Genomic DNA, 14,804 nt, shown 5'->3' with positions numbered 1-14,804 from the left:
CCGCCATCCCCGGCGGGAGCCGTACCTTTTCCTGGACCGCCCCCGGATCCGCATAGACTCGATGGCGTGAGCACGAAGATCCTTCCCGAGCAGGAAACCACGCCGCGGCTGTCGCACGGCGACGGCGATCACGAGCGGTTCGCCCACTACGCCGACAAGCACAAGATCACCGAGAGCATGGTGACAGGCACGCCGATCCGCGCCCTGTGTGGCAAGATCTGGGTGCCCAGCCGTGACCCCAAGAAATACCCGGTGTGCCCCGAATGCAAGGAAATCTACGGGGGCCTGCCGCAGGGTGGCGACGGAGACGACGGCAAGCAGTAACACTCAGTGAGTGTCGATCACCGGTGATCGCCCCACGGTGAAGCTAAGGTCGCGATATTGACCAGCTCATGCCGTATCGGGGGATCGCATGGCTCGGCGCGCGTCTGCCGTCGTTTTGATGTGCCTGCTCGCATTCGGGCACATTTCCATACAACCCGCGGACGCGTCCGCGACCACACCTGAGGGCTGCAGGCCCGCCGAGCAGCACAGCGGTGGCCGGGCGGACCCCGGCCACGCGCCTGTCGCCAGGGTGCTCGCCGACCTCGGCCAGCGGCTGCACAAGCTGCCGGCCGCCCCTCCCGCCGTCGTCACCGTGCCCATGTGGGTCCACGTGCTGACCGACGGCAACCTGCGGCCGACCGACGAGGCGGTCAGGGCCCAGGTGGCCACCATCAACGCGGCGTACGCCGGGCAGTACGGCGGTGTCGACACCGGCATGCGCTTCCGCCTCGACGGCGTGACGGTGACCAACCGGCCGCAGTGGTTCGCCAACCCGCTGGCCAACGACACCGCGATCAAGACACAACTCCGCCGGGGCGGCTCCGACACGCTCAACCTGTACATCGGCCAGCTGACATCGCTCATGCTGGGCTACTCGACGTACGCGTTCTGGTACCAGACCATGCCCGTCACCGACGGCGTCGTCGTCGACTGGCGCAGCATGCCGGGCGGCACGCTGACCAACTTCAACCGCGGGCTCACCGCCGTCCACGAGATCGGGCACTGGCTCGGCCTGTTCCACACCTTCGAGAACGGCTGCACGGCGACCGGCGACGGCGTCGACGACACCCCGTTCCAGGACCAGCCGACCGCGGGCTGCCCCGAGGGCAAGGACACCTGCGTCCAGCCGGGTCTCGACCCGATCCACAACTACATGGACTACAGCTACGACGACTGCATGACGGAGTTCACCCAGGGGCAGGCGGTGCGCATGCACGAGATGTGGGCCGCCTACCGGGCGCCGCGGAACAGGGCCGCCGCCGCCGCTCCGGCGGGCAGGGAGCCTGTCCAGCGCAACTAGGATGTCCGGGTGACAGCACCGAAGACACCCGACACTCCATACGCGCCTCCTCGGATCTTCGGTCCCGAGTACCGCACGGCGACGACCGGCATCCTGCTCTGCGTCACGCTCGTCGCCTTCGAGGGAATGTCCGTCGGCGTCGTGATGCCCGTGGTCTCGCGGGAGCTCGACGCCCTCGGCCTGTACGGCATGAGTTTTTCGGCCTTCCTCATCGCGGGCCTGTTCGCCAACGTCGTGGCGGGCCTGTGGTCGGACAGGAAGGGCCACGCGCTGCCGTTCGTCGCGGGCATCGCGCTGTTCGTCGTCGGCATGGCGCTGGCGGGAGCGGCGGTCAACAAGGAGCTGTTCGTCCTGGCGCGGGTCGTGCAGGGGCTCGGCGGCGGCTCGACCGTCGTGGCGATCTACGTGATGATCGCCCGGGTCTACCCGCCCGAGGCCAGGGGCAAGATCTTCGCCGGGCTCTCCGCCGCCTGGGTGGTGCCCGCCATGGTCGGCCCTGCGGTGGCCGGGCTCGTGGCCGAAACCGTCGGCTGGCGCTGGGTCTTCTACGGCATCTGCCCGCTCGTCGTGCCCGCCCTGCTCATGCTGCTGCCCGCGCTCAGGCAGAGCTCCCACGAGCCCGGCTCGGGTGCCGGCTCGGGTGCGCTGCTGCGCATCTTGACGGCCGCCGCGACCGCGGCGGGCGCGGGGCTGCTGCTGTTCGGCATCGACGAGCTGCACGAGTCGCCCGTCATGGGCGCGGTGGAGACCGTGGGCGGCCTGGTCCTGCTGGCCCTCAGCCTGCCCAGGCTGCTGCCCAAGGGCGCGCTGAGGCTGGCCCGCGGCCTGCCCACCACGATCATGATGCGCGGCATGTACTCCGCCGCCTTCTTCGGCGTGAACTCCTTCATCCCGCTCGTCCTCACCCAGGTCCAGCACTTCGGCACCACGCAGGCGGGCATCGCGCTCACCACCGGCGCCCTGGGCTGGTCCACCGGCTCCTACCTGCAGAGCAGGCGCGCCCTTGCACCGGAGCGGCTGCTGCGCCTCGGCGCCGTCGCCGTCCTGGTGGGCGTGCTGCTCACGATGCTCACCGCGCTGCCGTCGGTCAGCGGCTGGATCGCCGTGCCCGCCTGGATCGCCGCCGGCCTGGGCATGGGCATCGCCGTCACCACGGTCAGCGTGACCATGATGAAGCAGTCGCCCGAGGCCGAACAGGGCAAGAACTCCGCGGCGCTGCAGGTCATGGACACCCTCGGATCCGCCCTGGCCATCGGCGTCGGCGGCGCGCTGATCAACCTGATCGGCCACACGCCCGAGCAGATCTCCGTCGGGTTCGTCGTGATCGCGCTCCTCATGGGCGCCGTCGCACTGGGCGCCGTGATCGCCGCCTCCAGAGTGCGGTCCTGAACTCATTTCCCCCTCGCGTCCCAGCGATCACGAATCCCCTGATGGCCGTCCGTGGGAGTGGTAAGACGGCGGCATGGAGGACGATCGCCGGGTCTGGCCGCCGGGTTCGCAGGACCCTGAGCCGCCCTGGAATCCCCGGCTCAGGCGCACGGTGGAGCGGTCGGCGTCTGGTCCGTTCAGCGAGGCGCTGCCGCCGTCCGCGAGGCTGTACGGCGGCCCCGCCGCGCCCAGGAGGACGGGCGGTGGGTGGCGGTCTCGTGCGGGGGCCGTGCTCGCGCTGGTCGTGGCGGGCGGGATGGTGACGGGGCTGGTCGTGGCCGTGCTGCGGCCGGCCGTACCCGAACAGGTCCTGACGGCGCGGCTGACCGACGCGGCGGCGGCCGTCACGATCCCGCTGCCCGAAGGGTGGCGGCAGGACCCCCTGCCGCCCGTCACCGGCTTCACCTCGGCCGCGCGCTCGGCGGCCGGGGCGCTGGTGATGACCAGGCCGAGCGACGCGCCGGGAGCCGCCCCCGGGGCCGCCGCCAGGGCAACCGCGGAGGCGGCCGAGCTCTACGCGCGCCTGCTGCTCCACGGCGACAAGGTGACCGTCGTCGCCGACGCGCCCATCACGATCGGCCCGTACGGCGGGCACACGCGTTCGCTGCGCGCGGAGTACAAGGACGTGGTGAACCAGCCCGCGTATCTTCGAGTGATGCTTCTCACGAAGCAGGGAAGGAGCGTGGTCGTCGTCGGCCTGCTCCAACCCGACCGAATCCCCAGCAGGCAGGCGCTCGACGCTGTCATGACGAGCGTGCGATAAGCCCCTTAGCACGCAGAGGTGACCTTGGCCAGGATCCCCATAGCACGGCACGTCTTGTCGGTGCCCCCGATTACCCTTGGGTCACTGTGAGAGAGCGAAGCACACGAGTCCCAGAGGTGATGGCGTGAGTACGTTCGCGGCATCCCACCTGTCGCCCTCCTATCCCGACCGTGCCGCATGGGGCACGGCGACCAAGCTGCGCGCCTGGCAGCAGGAGGCCTTCGACCTCTATTTCAGACGCGAGCCACGGGACTTCATGACCGTGGCCACCCCCGGAGCCGGCAAGACCACCTACGCGCTGCGCATCGCCAGCGAGCTGCTCTCCCAGGGCGTGATCAGGGCGATCACCATCGTCACCCCGACCGAGCACCTCAAGCGCCAGTGGGCCGACGCGGCGGCCAAGGTCGGCATCGCGATCGACCCCGAGTTCAAGAACAGCCAGGGCGCCACCTCGCGCGACTACGTCGGCGTCGCGGTGACCTACGCCCAGGTCGCCATGCATCCCGCGCTCCACCGGGCCCGCACCGAGGCCCGCAAGACGCTCGTGATCTTCGACGAGGTCCACCACGCGGGCGACGCCAAGTCGTGGGGCGACGGCATCCGCGAGGCCTTCGAGCCGGCCACCCGCCGCCTCCACCTGACGGGCACGCCGTTCCGCTCCGACGACAGCCCGATCCCCTTCGTCGAGTACGCCGACGACGCCGAGGGCTTCAAGCGCAGCGTCTCCGACTACTCCTACGGCTACGGCCCCGCCCTGGCCGACGGCGTCGTCCGTCCCGTCATCTTCCTGGCCTACTCCGGCGAGATGAAGTGGCGCACCCGCGCGGGCGACGAGATCGCCGCCACGCTCGGCACGCCACTGACCAAGGACCAGCTCTCCCAGGCCTGGAGGGCGGCGCTCGACCCCAAGGGCGACTGGATCCGCCAGGTCATGCAGGCCGCCGACCGCCGCCTCACCGAGGTACGGCGCGGCGTGCCCGACGCGGGCGGCCTGGTCATCGCCACCGACCACGAGGCGGCCCGCGCCTACGCCCGCCACCTGCGCAACATCACCGGCGAGGGCGCCACGGTCGTGCTCTCCGACGACCCTGGCGCATCCAAGAAGATCAAGCAGTTCGCCGCCTCGCAGGACCGCTGGCTGGTGGCCGTCCGCATGGTCTCCGAGGGCGTCGACATCCCGCGCCTGTGCGTCGGCGTCTACGCCACCTCGACCTCCACCCCGCTGTTCTTCGCCCAGGCCGTCGGGCGCTTCGTGCGGGCTCGCAAGCGCGGCGAGACCGCCTCGGTCTTCCTGCCGTCCGTGCCGACCCTCATGGGGCTGGCCAACGAGATGGAGGTCGAGCGCGACCACGTCCTCAACAAGCGCCCGCCGGAGGACGGCCTTGACGACAGCCTGCTGCAGGAGGCCAACCGCAAGAAGGACAACCCTGACGTCCTCGGCGACGAGTTGCCGTTCGAGACGATGGAGACGACGGCGACCTTCGACAGGGTGCTGTTCGACGGCGGCGAGTTCGGCACCGGCGCGGAGGTCGGTTCGGCCGAGGAGGAGGACTTCCTCGGCCTGCCCGGGTTGCTGGAGCCCGACCAGGTCGCCTCGCTGCTGCGCAAGCGGCAGGCCGACCAGCAGGCTGCCAAGCGGCGTGCGCCCAAGCCCGCCGAGCCGGTGCTGTCGCCGCACGAGCAGCTGGCCGAGCTGCGTAAGGAGCTCAACGGCCTCGTGGGGGCGTGGAACCATCGCACGGGGCAGCCGCACGGGGTGATCCACTCCGAGCTGCGTCGTGCCTGCGGAGGGCCGCCGATCGCCCAGGCGACGGGCGAGCAGGTCCAGGAGCGCATCGACAAGATCCGCCACTGGGCGACGCAACGATCATCTCGTTGATCCCGCGTTCATGGCGCTGATCTTGGGACGGCGGGCGCGATTTCGTGGTGACGGGCGGCCACCGGGGAGCACCGGGTAGCCGCCCGTTCTTCGGCGGGATGTCAGTGATGTTTCCTGAGCGGCGCGATGTGGCGGCCGGTGCGCCCGTCGACCGGCTGGTAGTGGGCGCGCTTGGGCACGTCGAGGGCCAGGTGGAGCGAGGCCGTGTCACCGACGACCCGCACGGGAACCGTCCGCATGCCCTCACGGTGGCCGCGCATCGGGCCCTCGTGCACCCAGACCCGCAGCTGACGCCCCTTCTGGCGCAGGACGACCTTGGCGGTACGGCACTCGTCGGGCTCGGCCGACCAGAACAGCTCCAGGCTCTCGTGGCCCTTCTCCAGCCGCGCCGCCCGCGGGACGGGTGTCCGCTCGGCGCACTCGCCCGCCTCGGGCCGCGGGGGAGCGGGCACGTCGTACGCCACGACCTGCGGAACCTCCTGGGCGGGGCGCACCGCCACCGTCGCCGCCTCCATCGCGGCCAGCGTGAGCACGGCGCCGATCTTGGCTCCCAGGCGGCCGCGGAAGATGATCCACAGGCACAGCGGCGACAGCACGAGCCAGGCGATGCCGAGAGCGATGGCGAGCATGGGGCGTTCCTCTGCGCGTCGAGTGAGCTTGCTAGCTCTCCGTAGTAGTTCAGAAGCGGAGAGTTCTCATCGCCTTGACTATCACATAACCACAGCGTTGTCGGCTGTCTACGCGCCGTGACGCCGGTCGAGGTTGGGGCATCCTTGTGGGTGCCCGGCCGATGGTGGGCCGTGGTGTGCGTCCCAGGTTGCTGGGTGTCTCCTGCATCCCGTGACCTCAGCCGACGATGGGGATGCCTCCTGCGCCCCGTGACCTCAGCCGACGATGGGGATGCCTCCTGCGCCCCGCGGCATCAGCTGACGACGGGGCCGTTGTTGGGTGCCTTCTGCGCGGCGTGATGTCAGCCGACGAAGGGGGCGCCGGCGAGGATCGCGCCCGCGTCCTTCAGCTGGCCCAGCGCCGCCTGCGTGGTGTTCCTGGCCACGCCCGCCGTCAGGCTGAGCAGCACCCGGACCGCCAGCCCGTGCTCCACCGCGTCGAGCGCCGTGGCGCGCACGCAGTGGTCGGTGGCGAGGCCGACGACGTCGACCGCGTGCACGCCCCGCTCGGCCAGCCACTGGGCCAGCGACACCCCCGACCCCGACGCGCCCTCGAAGCCGCTGTAGGCCGCAGCGCCCGCGCCCTTGCTGAAGACCTCCTCGACCTTCGAGGTGTCGAAGTTCGGGTGGAAGTCCGCACCGCTCGTGCCCGCGACGCAGTGCGGTGGCCAGGTGGTGGCGTAGTTGGGATCGTCGGCGAAGTGCACGCCAGGGTCCACGTGGTAGTCACGCGTGGCCACCACGTGGTCGTAGGGGTGCTTGGCCACATGCTCGCTGATCGCCTTCGCGACCGCCGCGCCGCCCTCGACCGGGAGGCTGCCGCCCTCGCAGAAGTCGTTCTGTACGTCCACGATGATCAATGCGGTGCTCACACTACCGAGCCTACTCACGACCGGCCCACCGCGCCCGAGGTGGCGGGGTCCCGTCTCGAGCGGATTCGGTGGTGCCCGGGGGAGGTGGTGCTTTCCTCAGGGCTCACTCGGCCGCGCCTGAAGTGGCGGGCTCGCCCTCAGGCGGACTCGGCCGCGCCTGCGGTGGCGGGCTCACCCTCAGGCGAAGCCGCCCGGATAAGGGGATCTTCTTTGGGACGAACTCGGTCGGGCCGGAGGCAACGGGGCCGGGCTCGGGTGAGCTCGGTGGTGGCCGAGGTGGTGGGGCCGGGCTCACGTGAGCTCGGTGGTGCCCGAGGTGGTGGGGCCGGGCTTGGGTGGGCTCGGTGGTGGCGGGGGCGAGCTCGGGGATGCCGGAGGGGGCGGGGCGGGCTCAGGCGAACTCGGTCGGGATCGCCGCGTACCCCCTTGCGAGGTGAAGGGCGTCCTGCGGCAGTCGCTCGATCACCGCGCGATGCCGGTCGCGGGCCGCGTCGAGGGGCTCCCTGCCGACGATCTCGCCGTCGCGCACCAGCTCGTGCAGCAACGGGATCCCGCCCTCGGGGGCGACGTCCGACGTGGTGACCAGCTCGGTGTCGTAGTGCCCGTGCTCGTCCAGCAGGCGGAAGGCCTGCTTGCGGCCGCCGCGCGACGGCTTGCCCACCGATCGCTTGGCGACCGCCTCCAGCTTGCCCGACGCGGTCTCCCTGGCCACCATCTTGTAGACCAGCGCCGCCGTGGGCACGCCCGAGCCCGTCACCAGCGAGGTGCCCACGCCGTACCCGTCGACGGGAGCCGCGGCGAGCGCCGCGATCGCGTACTCGTCCAGGTCGGAGGTGACCAGGATGCGGGTCTTGAACGCGCCGAGCGCGTCGAGCTGCTCGCGCACCTCCTGCGCCGCCGCCGCCAGGTCGCCCGAGTCGATGCGGACCGCGCCGAGCTCGTTGCCCGCCAGCTCCACCGCCGTCCGTACGGCTTCTGCGACGTCGTAGGTGTCGACCAGCAACGTCGTGCCCGGGCCGAGCGAGGCGATCTGGGCCTCGAAGGCGTCCCGCTCGCTGTCGTGCAGCAGGGTGAAGGCGTGCGCGGCCGTACCCGCGGTGGGAATGCCGTACTCGCAGCCCGCCATCAGGTTCGACGTCGAGGAGAAACCGGCGACGTAGGCCGCGCGGGCGGCCGCGACCCCGGCCCATTCGTGGGTACGGCGCGAGCCCATCTCGATGAGCGGCCGCGTGCCCGCGGCGTTCGCCATGCGGGAGGCCGCCGAGGCGATCGCGCAGTCGTGGTTCAGGATGGACAGGACCAGCGTCTCCAACAGGACGGCCTCGGCGAACGTGCCCTCCACCACCAGGATGGGCGAGGCGGGGAAGTAGACGTCGCCTTCGCGGTAGCCGTACATGCTCCCGGAAAATCGGTAATCGGCGAGAAACGCCAGGGTCGGCTCGTCCACGATGCCGTGCTCCCGCAGGAAGGCGAGCTCGTCGTCGCCGAAGCGGAAGTGCTCCAGCTCGTCCAGCACTCTGCCGACGCCGGCGACCACCCCATACCGCCGTCCTCCTGGCAAATGGCGCGCGAACACCTCGAAGATCGCCCGCCGGTGCGCGGCCCCACTCCGGAGGGCCGCCTGCAACATCGTCAGCTCATAGTGATCTGTAAGCAACGCAGTGCTCATGGTCATTCTCACGAGTTCGAGACTACGGCCCAGATAGGGCAGACTCGGGGATGTGGGTAGCACCGCTCCAATCGCCGTCGAGCGTCCTTCAACGGACGTCAGGCCCGATCTGCCATGGGTCACGATTGTCTGGAACGACCCGGTTAACCTGATGTCGTATGTGACCTATGTGTTCCAGACCGTGTTCGGCTACTCCAAGGAGAAGGCCGAAAAGCTCATGATGGACGTCCACCACAAGGGCAAGGCCGTCGTGTCGAGCGGCACGCGTGAAGAAATGGAACGCGATGTGCAGATTCTTCACTCCTACGGCCTGTGGGCGACGCTCCAGTCGGACTCGCTCTCGTGAGGTGGTGCCGGTGAGCTCGGGCTTCAAGTCCCGTCATGGCGGTGGGGTCATCGCGCAGTTCGAGGCCGCCGAGGTCTCGATCCTGCGGTCGCTGGTGACGCAGGTGCTCGGCCTCGTCGAGCCCGGCGAGACCGGCGACGACCCGCTGGAGCGCGCGCTGGGCATCGGCTCGGCCGAGGCGCCCACCGACCCGGTGCTGGCCAGGCTGTTCCCGTCCGCGTACGCCGACGACGCCTCGGCGGGGGAGTTTCGCCGCTACACCGAGGCGACGCTGCGGGAGGGCAAGCGGGCAGACGCGCAGACGATGCTCGACACCGCCAGGCCCGGACGCACCGAGCTCACGGCCGAGCAGGCCCAGGCGTGGCTGCGCTCTCTCAACGATGTACGGCTGGCGCTGGGCACGCGGCTGGAGGTGACGGAGGAGGTGCACGAGGAGATCGCGACGATGTCGGAGGACGATCCGCGGTATCCGGCGTTCGTGACCTACGACTGGCTGACCTACCTCCAGGACACCCTGGTCCGCGCCCTCTGGTAGGACCCCTCCTCCCGGCTTCCGCCTTCCGGCCCCTTCCTTCCAGGCCTCCGCCTTCCGGTCTTCTGCTTCCGGTCCTTCGCCACCCGAGGGCCCCCGACCTGAACCTCCAGAGGGGGACGCTCCGCGGGGCGCCGCGTTCCGGCACCGAGGGAGAACTGAGCATCCTTCGGAGAGGACGGGAGGCGAGCCCCAGCACCGAGCCTCCTCCGAGGCGTGCTCGTGGGAGGCGGGTTCCAGCACTGGCGTCTCACCTGAGGCATCTCCTCCTGAGAGGCGCCGGCTCGCGTCCTCGGGGAGTCCCGCGCTTCGGGTGGGGCCGCCATCGCCGTGAGCTACGTCGTCCGCTGGGCCTCGGCCCGCGGCTGCCGGGTGGCGGCGCGCGGTGGGAGACCCGGGCGTCGAGGCGTTCGCGACGGTCCAGGTAATCTCTGCAGCATGCTGACGATCTCGCAGGATCTTGTCGACAAGATCATTGCGCATGCCCGCGCCGACCACCCCGACGAGGCGTGCGGGGTGATCGCGGGTCGTGGTGGCGTTCCCGAGCGGTTCGTCCCCATGGAGAACGCCGAGCGCTCACCCACCTTCTACCGCTTCGACTCGATCGAGCAGTTGAAGGTGTGGCGCGAGATGGACGACCGCGACGAGGAGCCCGTCGTGATCTACCACTCCCACACCGCCACCGAGGCCTACCCCTCCCGCACCGACGTGTCGTACGCCTCGGAGCCGAATGCCCACTACGTGCTCGTCTCCACCAGGGAGGAGCTCGGCGAGCAGGCGGAGCTGCGCTCCTACCGCATCGTCGACGGGGTGATCACCGAGGAAGAGGTGACCATCACATGAGACGAGGAGCCGGGGCGATTCGCACCCTGGGTACACTTCTGTCCATGACGGTCCGGCCTGTGCAGAGCTTCCTCTTCGCGCACACTCCGTCCGTTGTCGTCTACGACTGTCGCTGACCGGCAGTTTTACGGAATCCCTTATCCCGCGCCGGCGTTTGCCCGGTGGACGACGACATGAACGAGGAGACTGACCCGCGATGGCCATCGAGGTTCGCATCCCGACCATCCTGCGCAACTACACCGACGGCGCCAAGGCCGTCGACGCCGAGGGCGCCACGCTCGACGAGCTGATCAGCAACCTGGAGTCCCGGCACCCGGGCATCAAGGACCGGCTGGTCGACCAGGGCGCGCTGCGCCGATTCGTGAACGTGTATCTCAACGACGAGGACGTCCGCTTCCTCGGCGGGCTCGGCACGCCTGTCGCCGACGGTGACACCGTGACCGTGCTGCCCGCCGTCGCGGGCGGCTCCCGCTGACCTCCGACACCGCGACGCCCCCGGCCCGACCGGACCCGGCCTGACCGAGTCCGAGCTGTTCCGACCCGGTCCAGCTCCACCGGATCAGCCTGGACGGCCGTGATCCCGACGAACCCGCCCGATCACCGCCGGTCCGGACGGTCGCTCCGACGGGCCCGGCCCGATCGGACCGGCTCCGTTCGGAGGGCCGAGATCCCGACGGACCGGTCCGGCCTGCGAGACCGAGTCCGCACGAACCTGGCGGTCGATCGGATCTGGTTCGGACGGCCGCTCGGGCAGACCCGGCTCGGTCGACCGGATCCGGACCCGACCGTCGCTCGGACGGGCCGCTCGAACCCGGTTCGGTGCGATCGGTCGCTCCGACGGGCCTGGCCCGGACGGCTGAGCCCGGACGCGCTGGACGAGCCGGTGCTGGATGAGCCGGCCAGGTCGGCTCGGTCCTAGGCTGGGGACGAGCCGTCGGGGCCATCGCTTGTGCGGCGTGGTCCTGATGGCCGGTCCGAAGGGCGAGACCTTTCCCGTGGCGCGCGACCCGTCGTGTGCCACACACCCAGATCCCTGTGAACGCCGAAGCGGAAGCCGTACACCATGCGCTTTGACTCCCTGATCGACTCCGTCGGTCGCACGCCGCTCGTGGGCCTGCCCAGGCTCTCGCCCTCCGACGACGTCCGGATCTGGGCCAAGCTGGAGGACCGCAACCCCACGGGATCCATCAAGGATCGCCCCGCGCTGTGGATGATCGAGCAGGCGGAAAAGGACGGCCTGCTCGCGCCCGGTTGCACGATCCTGGAGCCGACCAGCGGCAACACCGGCATCTCGCTGGCCATGTCGGCCAAACTCAAGGGCTACAAGCTGATCTGCGTCATGCCGGAGAACACCTCGGAGGAGCGCCGCCAGCTCCTGCGGATGTGGGGCGCGGAGATCATCTCCTCGCCCGCCGCGGGCGGCTCCAACGAGGCGGTCAGGCGGGCCAAGCAGCTCGCGGCCGAGAACCCGTCGTGGATCATGCTCTACCAGTACGGCAACCCGGCCAACTGGCGCTCCCACTACGAGTCGACGGGCCCCGAGATCCTTCAGGACCTGCCGACCGTGACCCACTTCGTCGCAGGGCTCGGCACCACGGGCACACTCATGGGCGTCGGCCGCTACCTGCGCGAACACGTGCCCGACGTGCAGATCGTGGCCGCCGAGCCGCGGTACGGCGAGCTCGTGTACGGCCTGCGCAACGTCGACGAGGGCTTCATCCCCGAGCTGTACGACGAGTCGGTGCTGACCACGCGCTTCTCCGTCGGCTCCGGCGACGCGCTGCGCCGTACCAGGGAGCTGCTGGTCGCCGAGGGCATCTTCGCGGGCGTCTCCACCGGCGCGGCCCTACACGCGGCGCTGGGGATGGCCGGCAAGGCCGTGAAGGCGGGCGCGCGGGCCGACATCGTGTTCGTGGTGGCCGACGGCGGGTGGAAGTATCTGTCGACCGGCGCCTACGAGGGCACCCTCGACGAGGCGGAGACCAGGCTCGAAGGCCAGCTCTGGGCCTGACCCTCACGCTTGCGCCAAGCCCGGAGCCGGCGCTGAGTCCAGACCTCGGGCTCAGCGCAAGATCTACCGGGCTGGAGACGGACCACCGTCGCCGTCATCAAGCCGGCCCTACGGGGAGCTTCACTCCGTTCCTGGCCGCTGGATGCTGTAGTGGGCCAGGAGGAGACCGACACCCTGCTCGATCTGCGCGAGACGCTCGGTGTGGTCAGCCTGAACCGACTTGATCTCTGCGAGGTCCCGGCCCGTCTGGAACGCCCAGGACTCCAGGTCCTTGACGCGCTCCTCCGTGGTCTTGTTACTCACTCGGTGCCCTTCCCCTAGTGTTGGGATTGGGCACCGGGGATCTATCTCATCCCCGGTGCTCTCTGGATTTTAGGTTGGTTGACGCCCGGTTCGCGGGCCATCGCTCGATGTGGAGCCACGAGAAGGGCCGCGCACCCGGGAGCACCGGGGCACGGCCCTTTGCAGGTCATGCAGCTCAGTTGAACAGCACGCGGAGCGAGAAGCTGGCCTCGCCGCCGTCCTGCTTGCCGCTGAAGCCCACCGCGCTCAGCGCCTTGGCGTTGGCCTGGTCGTCGCCGGTCAGGTTGTTCAGGTACAGCGGCTCGATCTTGTCCACGTCCACGAACAGGGCGAAGGTCGCGTTGCCCGCGTCGGGGATCGCGGTCTTGAAGTTCTCGCTGTCGCCCAGCGTGCCGTCCTCCGACAGGAGCTTGGCGTACTCGGGCGTGGTCGCGATGGTGAACGTGCCGTCGCCGGGCACCTTGGCCAGCTGCGGGGCGGGCTGGCCCTGGTCGGTGAAGGCCTTCTCGATCTTCCCGATGACCTCCTGCGCCTTGCCGGGGTCGGTGACGATCTTCACGCCGGCCTTGGGCATCTGGCCGCTCTGGCCGAGGTTGGCCAGGCCGTCGCCGTCGACCGCGACGGTCAGGTTCTTGCCGAGCAGCGTCGCCAGGTCGGCGGGCAGCGCCAGGCCGTACTTCTGCTGGGCCATGTCCACGAACTGCTGGAAGCCGGCGCCCTGCTCCGTGGCGGACATGCTCTTCTGCAGCTCGGCCCACTGCTTGGTGATCGCCTCGTCCAGGCCGGAGATCGACAGCGCGCCGACCGTGGAGGCGGGCAGCGTGGAGATGTCGGCGGCCTGCGGGGTGCCGACGGCCATGGCCTCGGCGCCGCGGACGACGCCCGCGAACTCGGCGTAGGCGGAGTCGAAGCGAAGGGCGACGGCCATCCTGGCGTTCTTGGCCTTCTCCAGCAGCTCCTTCTCCTGGCCGGTCAGCTCGCCGGCCATCTCGGCCATCTTGCCGACGCTCATCCACGCCGACAGCACGCCGGGCTCGCCGAGCGCGTCGAAGTCGGAGCTGAAGTCGGCGCTCTCCGCGAGCGTGGGCCCGGTGGCGTACTTGTCGGCCGCGGCCTGGTCGGAGGACAGGATCGCGTAGTCCTCGCGGAAGGCGATGCCGTACTTGTCGTCACCCATGAGCTTGGCGATGCCGGCCTTGGCCGCCGCCTCGTCCTTGACCTGGACGGCCACCGCGACGCCGGGCTCCTTGCCCGCGCCCGCGGGGAGGGCGACCATGCCGATCCTGCTGCCGAGCCACGGGTCGACGTCCTTGGCGAAGTCCACGTCCTTCAGGTCGTCGCTGTCGGCCTTGATCGCGTCGAACAGCGCCTGGCGCGGGTCGTCGCCGGTGATCCGGTCCTTGGTGACCGTGAACTTCTTGGCCAGGTTGAACAGCGCGATCTTCTGGTTGGCGGCGGGGTCGAGGTCGACGCGCACGTACGCCATGGCGCCGCCGGGAAGCACCTCGTGCGGCTGCGTGCCGCCGCCGCCGAGGAAGGAGCCCGCGGCCCAGACGCCGCCGCCTCCGACGAGCACGACCAGCAGGGCCGCGATGCCCGCGATCAGCCAGCCCTTGCGGCCCTTCTTGGCCGGCGGCTGCTGGGGCGCGCCCCACCCGTCCGCCGGCTGCTGCTGCCATCCTGCAGGCTCCTGCACGGTCTGGTCACCGTAGGAGTACTGCTGGTTCTGCTGCTGGTACGGCTGCTGCTGCCCGTAGGCGGGCTGCTGCTGGCCATAGCCCTGCTGGACGTAGTCCTGCTGACCGTAACCAGGCTGAGCGGAGCCCGGCTGACCGTGACCCTGCTGGCCGGAGCCTGCCTGGCCGTAGCCCTGCTGGCCCGGCTGCTGGCCGTAGCCCTGCTGCCCGGGCTGCTGCTGTCCGTAGCCTTGCTGGCCCTGCTGGCCCTGCTGGCCGTACTGCGGCTGCTGGTAGGGCTGTTGCTGCGGGTAGGTCGGCTGCTGGGGCGGGTAGGGCTGCTGCGGGTACGGCTGGCCGCCCTGCGGCGCCGGCTGACCCTCGTTCCATCGATAGGCCGTGGTCCGCTCGGGGTCCTGGCCGCCGGGGGGAGTATTCGCAGACATTCTCAACTCACAATGTGGACTTA

General features: G+C 70.2%; 15 protein-coding genes. 10 read left to right on the top strand and 5 right to left on the bottom strand.

What is annotated here, in order from left to right; genetic code table 11:
- The first annotated feature begins 66 nt into the window (after positions 1-66).
- The 5 genes from ACFXJ8_RS30130 (at position 67) to ACFXJ8_RS30110 (ending at position 5,415) form a co-directional block, all read left to right on the top strand.
- The gene (locus ACFXJ8_RS30130) at positions 67-324 is read left to right on the top strand and encodes a DUF3039 domain-containing protein (RefSeq protein WP_379647352.1); all 258 of its coding nucleotides are present in this window, start codon (positions 67-69) and stop codon (positions 322-324) included.
- A gap of 118 nt (positions 325-442) precedes the next feature.
- Positions 443-1,345, top strand: a complete 903-nt coding sequence (locus ACFXJ8_RS30125; RefSeq protein ID WP_379647351.1) for a zinc metalloprotease — start codon at positions 443-445, stop codon at positions 1,343-1,345.
- A 9-nt stretch (positions 1,346-1,354) separates the two neighbouring features.
- On the top strand, positions 1,355-2,734 hold the full coding sequence (locus tag ACFXJ8_RS30120) for an MFS transporter (RefSeq protein ID WP_379647350.1): 1,380 nt from the start codon (positions 1,355-1,357) through the stop codon (positions 2,732-2,734).
- A gap of 73 nt (positions 2,735-2,807) precedes the next feature.
- On the top strand, positions 2,808-3,536 hold the full coding sequence (locus ACFXJ8_RS30115; protein WP_379647349.1) for a hypothetical protein: 729 nt from the start codon (positions 2,808-2,810) through the stop codon (positions 3,534-3,536).
- Positions 3,537-3,660: 124 nt separating this feature from the next.
- Positions 3,661-5,415: a DEAD/DEAH box helicase gene (locus ACFXJ8_RS30110; RefSeq protein ID WP_379647348.1), complete on the top strand. Its 1,755-nt coding sequence runs from the start codon at positions 3,661-3,663 to the stop codon at positions 5,413-5,415.
- Positions 5,416-5,516: 101 nt separating this feature from the next.
- Here ACFXJ8_RS30110 and ACFXJ8_RS30105 read toward each other — a convergent pair whose 3' ends face one another.
- The 3 genes from ACFXJ8_RS30105 to ACFXJ8_RS30095 form a co-directional block, all read right to left on the bottom strand.
- Complete coding sequence (locus tag ACFXJ8_RS30105; RefSeq protein WP_379647347.1) at positions 5,517-6,044, bottom strand: hypothetical protein; 528 nt, start codon at positions 6,042-6,044, stop codon at positions 5,517-5,519.
- 341 nt (positions 6,045-6,385) lie between these two features.
- Positions 6,386-6,955 carry a nicotinamidase gene (locus ACFXJ8_RS30100; protein ID WP_379647346.1) on the bottom strand — a complete coding sequence of 190 codons (570 nt, stop codon included), beginning with the start codon at positions 6,953-6,955 and terminating at the stop codon, positions 6,386-6,388.
- Positions 6,956-7,346: 391 nt separating this feature from the next.
- Positions 7,347-8,630: a nicotinate phosphoribosyltransferase gene (locus ACFXJ8_RS30095; RefSeq protein ID WP_379647431.1), complete on the bottom strand. Its 1,284-nt coding sequence runs from the start codon at positions 8,628-8,630 to the stop codon at positions 7,347-7,349.
- A 46-nt stretch (positions 8,631-8,676) separates the two neighbouring features.
- Here ACFXJ8_RS30095 and clpS point away from each other — a divergent pair, with 46 nt between their 5' ends.
- From clpS to ACFXJ8_RS30070, 5 genes are all read left to right on the top strand, one after another.
- A complete protein-coding gene (clpS, locus tag ACFXJ8_RS30090) occupies positions 8,677-8,970 on the top strand; it encodes an ATP-dependent Clp protease adapter ClpS (RefSeq protein ID WP_358131639.1) in 294 nt (97 codons plus the stop codon).
- A gap of 10 nt (positions 8,971-8,980) precedes the next feature.
- Positions 8,981-9,505, top strand: coding sequence for a DUF2017 domain-containing protein (locus ACFXJ8_RS30085; protein ID WP_379647345.1), 525 nt, complete (start codon positions 8,981-8,983; stop codon positions 9,503-9,505).
- A 435-nt stretch (positions 9,506-9,940) separates the two neighbouring features.
- Complete coding sequence (locus ACFXJ8_RS30080; protein ID WP_379647344.1) at positions 9,941-10,345, top strand: Mov34/MPN/PAD-1 family protein; 405 nt, start codon at positions 9,941-9,943, stop codon at positions 10,343-10,345.
- Between the two features lie 196 nt (positions 10,346-10,541).
- Positions 10,542-10,820 (top strand): MoaD/ThiS family protein, encoded by a 279-nt coding sequence (locus ACFXJ8_RS30075; RefSeq protein ID WP_358131645.1) that lies wholly within the window; start codon positions 10,542-10,544, stop codon positions 10,818-10,820.
- A 588-nt stretch (positions 10,821-11,408) separates the two neighbouring features.
- Positions 11,409-12,356, top strand: coding sequence for a PLP-dependent cysteine synthase family protein (locus ACFXJ8_RS30070; RefSeq protein ID WP_379647343.1), 948 nt, complete (start codon positions 11,409-11,411; stop codon positions 12,354-12,356).
- A gap of 120 nt (positions 12,357-12,476) precedes the next feature.
- Here ACFXJ8_RS30070 and ACFXJ8_RS30065 read toward each other — a convergent pair whose 3' ends face one another.
- The gene (locus ACFXJ8_RS30065; protein WP_379647342.1) at positions 12,477-12,659 is read right to left on the bottom strand and encodes a hypothetical protein; all 183 of its coding nucleotides are present in this window, start codon (positions 12,657-12,659) and stop codon (positions 12,477-12,479) included.
- Between the two features lie 175 nt (positions 12,660-12,834).
- On the bottom strand, positions 12,835-14,781 hold the full coding sequence (locus ACFXJ8_RS30060; protein ID WP_379647341.1) for a DUF3352 domain-containing protein: 1,947 nt from the start codon (positions 14,779-14,781) through the stop codon (positions 12,835-12,837).
- Positions 14,782-14,804 lie beyond the last annotated feature (23 nt).

It is taken from the genome of Nonomuraea sp. NPDC059194 (assembly GCF_042754765.1).
Classification (GTDB): domain Bacteria; phylum Actinomycetota; class Actinomycetes; order Streptosporangiales; family Streptosporangiaceae; genus Nonomuraea.
This window is presented reverse-complemented; position numbering and strand designations above follow the sequence as displayed.

What these genes read in the sequence shown, in the direction of transcription:
- ACFXJ8_RS30125 (WP_379647351.1), top strand. Translation starts at nt 443, where the DNA reads ATGTGCCTGCTCGCATTCGGGCACATTTCCATACAACCCGCGGACGCG.
- ACFXJ8_RS30115 (WP_379647349.1), top strand. Translation starts at nt 2,808, where the DNA reads ATGGAGGACGATCGCCGGGTCTGGCCGCCGGGTTCGCAGGACCCTGAG.
- ACFXJ8_RS30105 (WP_379647347.1), bottom strand. Translation starts at nt 6,044, where the DNA reads ATGCTCGCCATCGCTCTCGGCATCGCCTGGCTCGTGCTGTCGCCGCTG.
- ACFXJ8_RS30095 (WP_379647431.1), bottom strand. Translation starts at nt 8,630, where the DNA reads ATGACCATGAGCACTGCGTTGCTTACAGATCACTATGAGCTGACGATG.
- ACFXJ8_RS30080 (WP_379647344.1), top strand. Translation starts at nt 9,941, where the DNA reads ATGCTGACGATCTCGCAGGATCTTGTCGACAAGATCATTGCGCATGCC.
- ACFXJ8_RS30075 (WP_358131645.1), top strand. Translation starts at nt 10,542, where the DNA reads ATGGCCATCGAGGTTCGCATCCCGACCATCCTGCGCAACTACACCGAC.
- ACFXJ8_RS30070 (WP_379647343.1), top strand. Translation starts at nt 11,409, where the DNA reads ATGCGCTTTGACTCCCTGATCGACTCCGTCGGTCGCACGCCGCTCGTG.
- ACFXJ8_RS30060 (WP_379647341.1), bottom strand. Translation starts at nt 14,781, where the DNA reads ATGTCTGCGAATACTCCCCCCGGCGGCCAGGACCCCGAGCGGACCACG.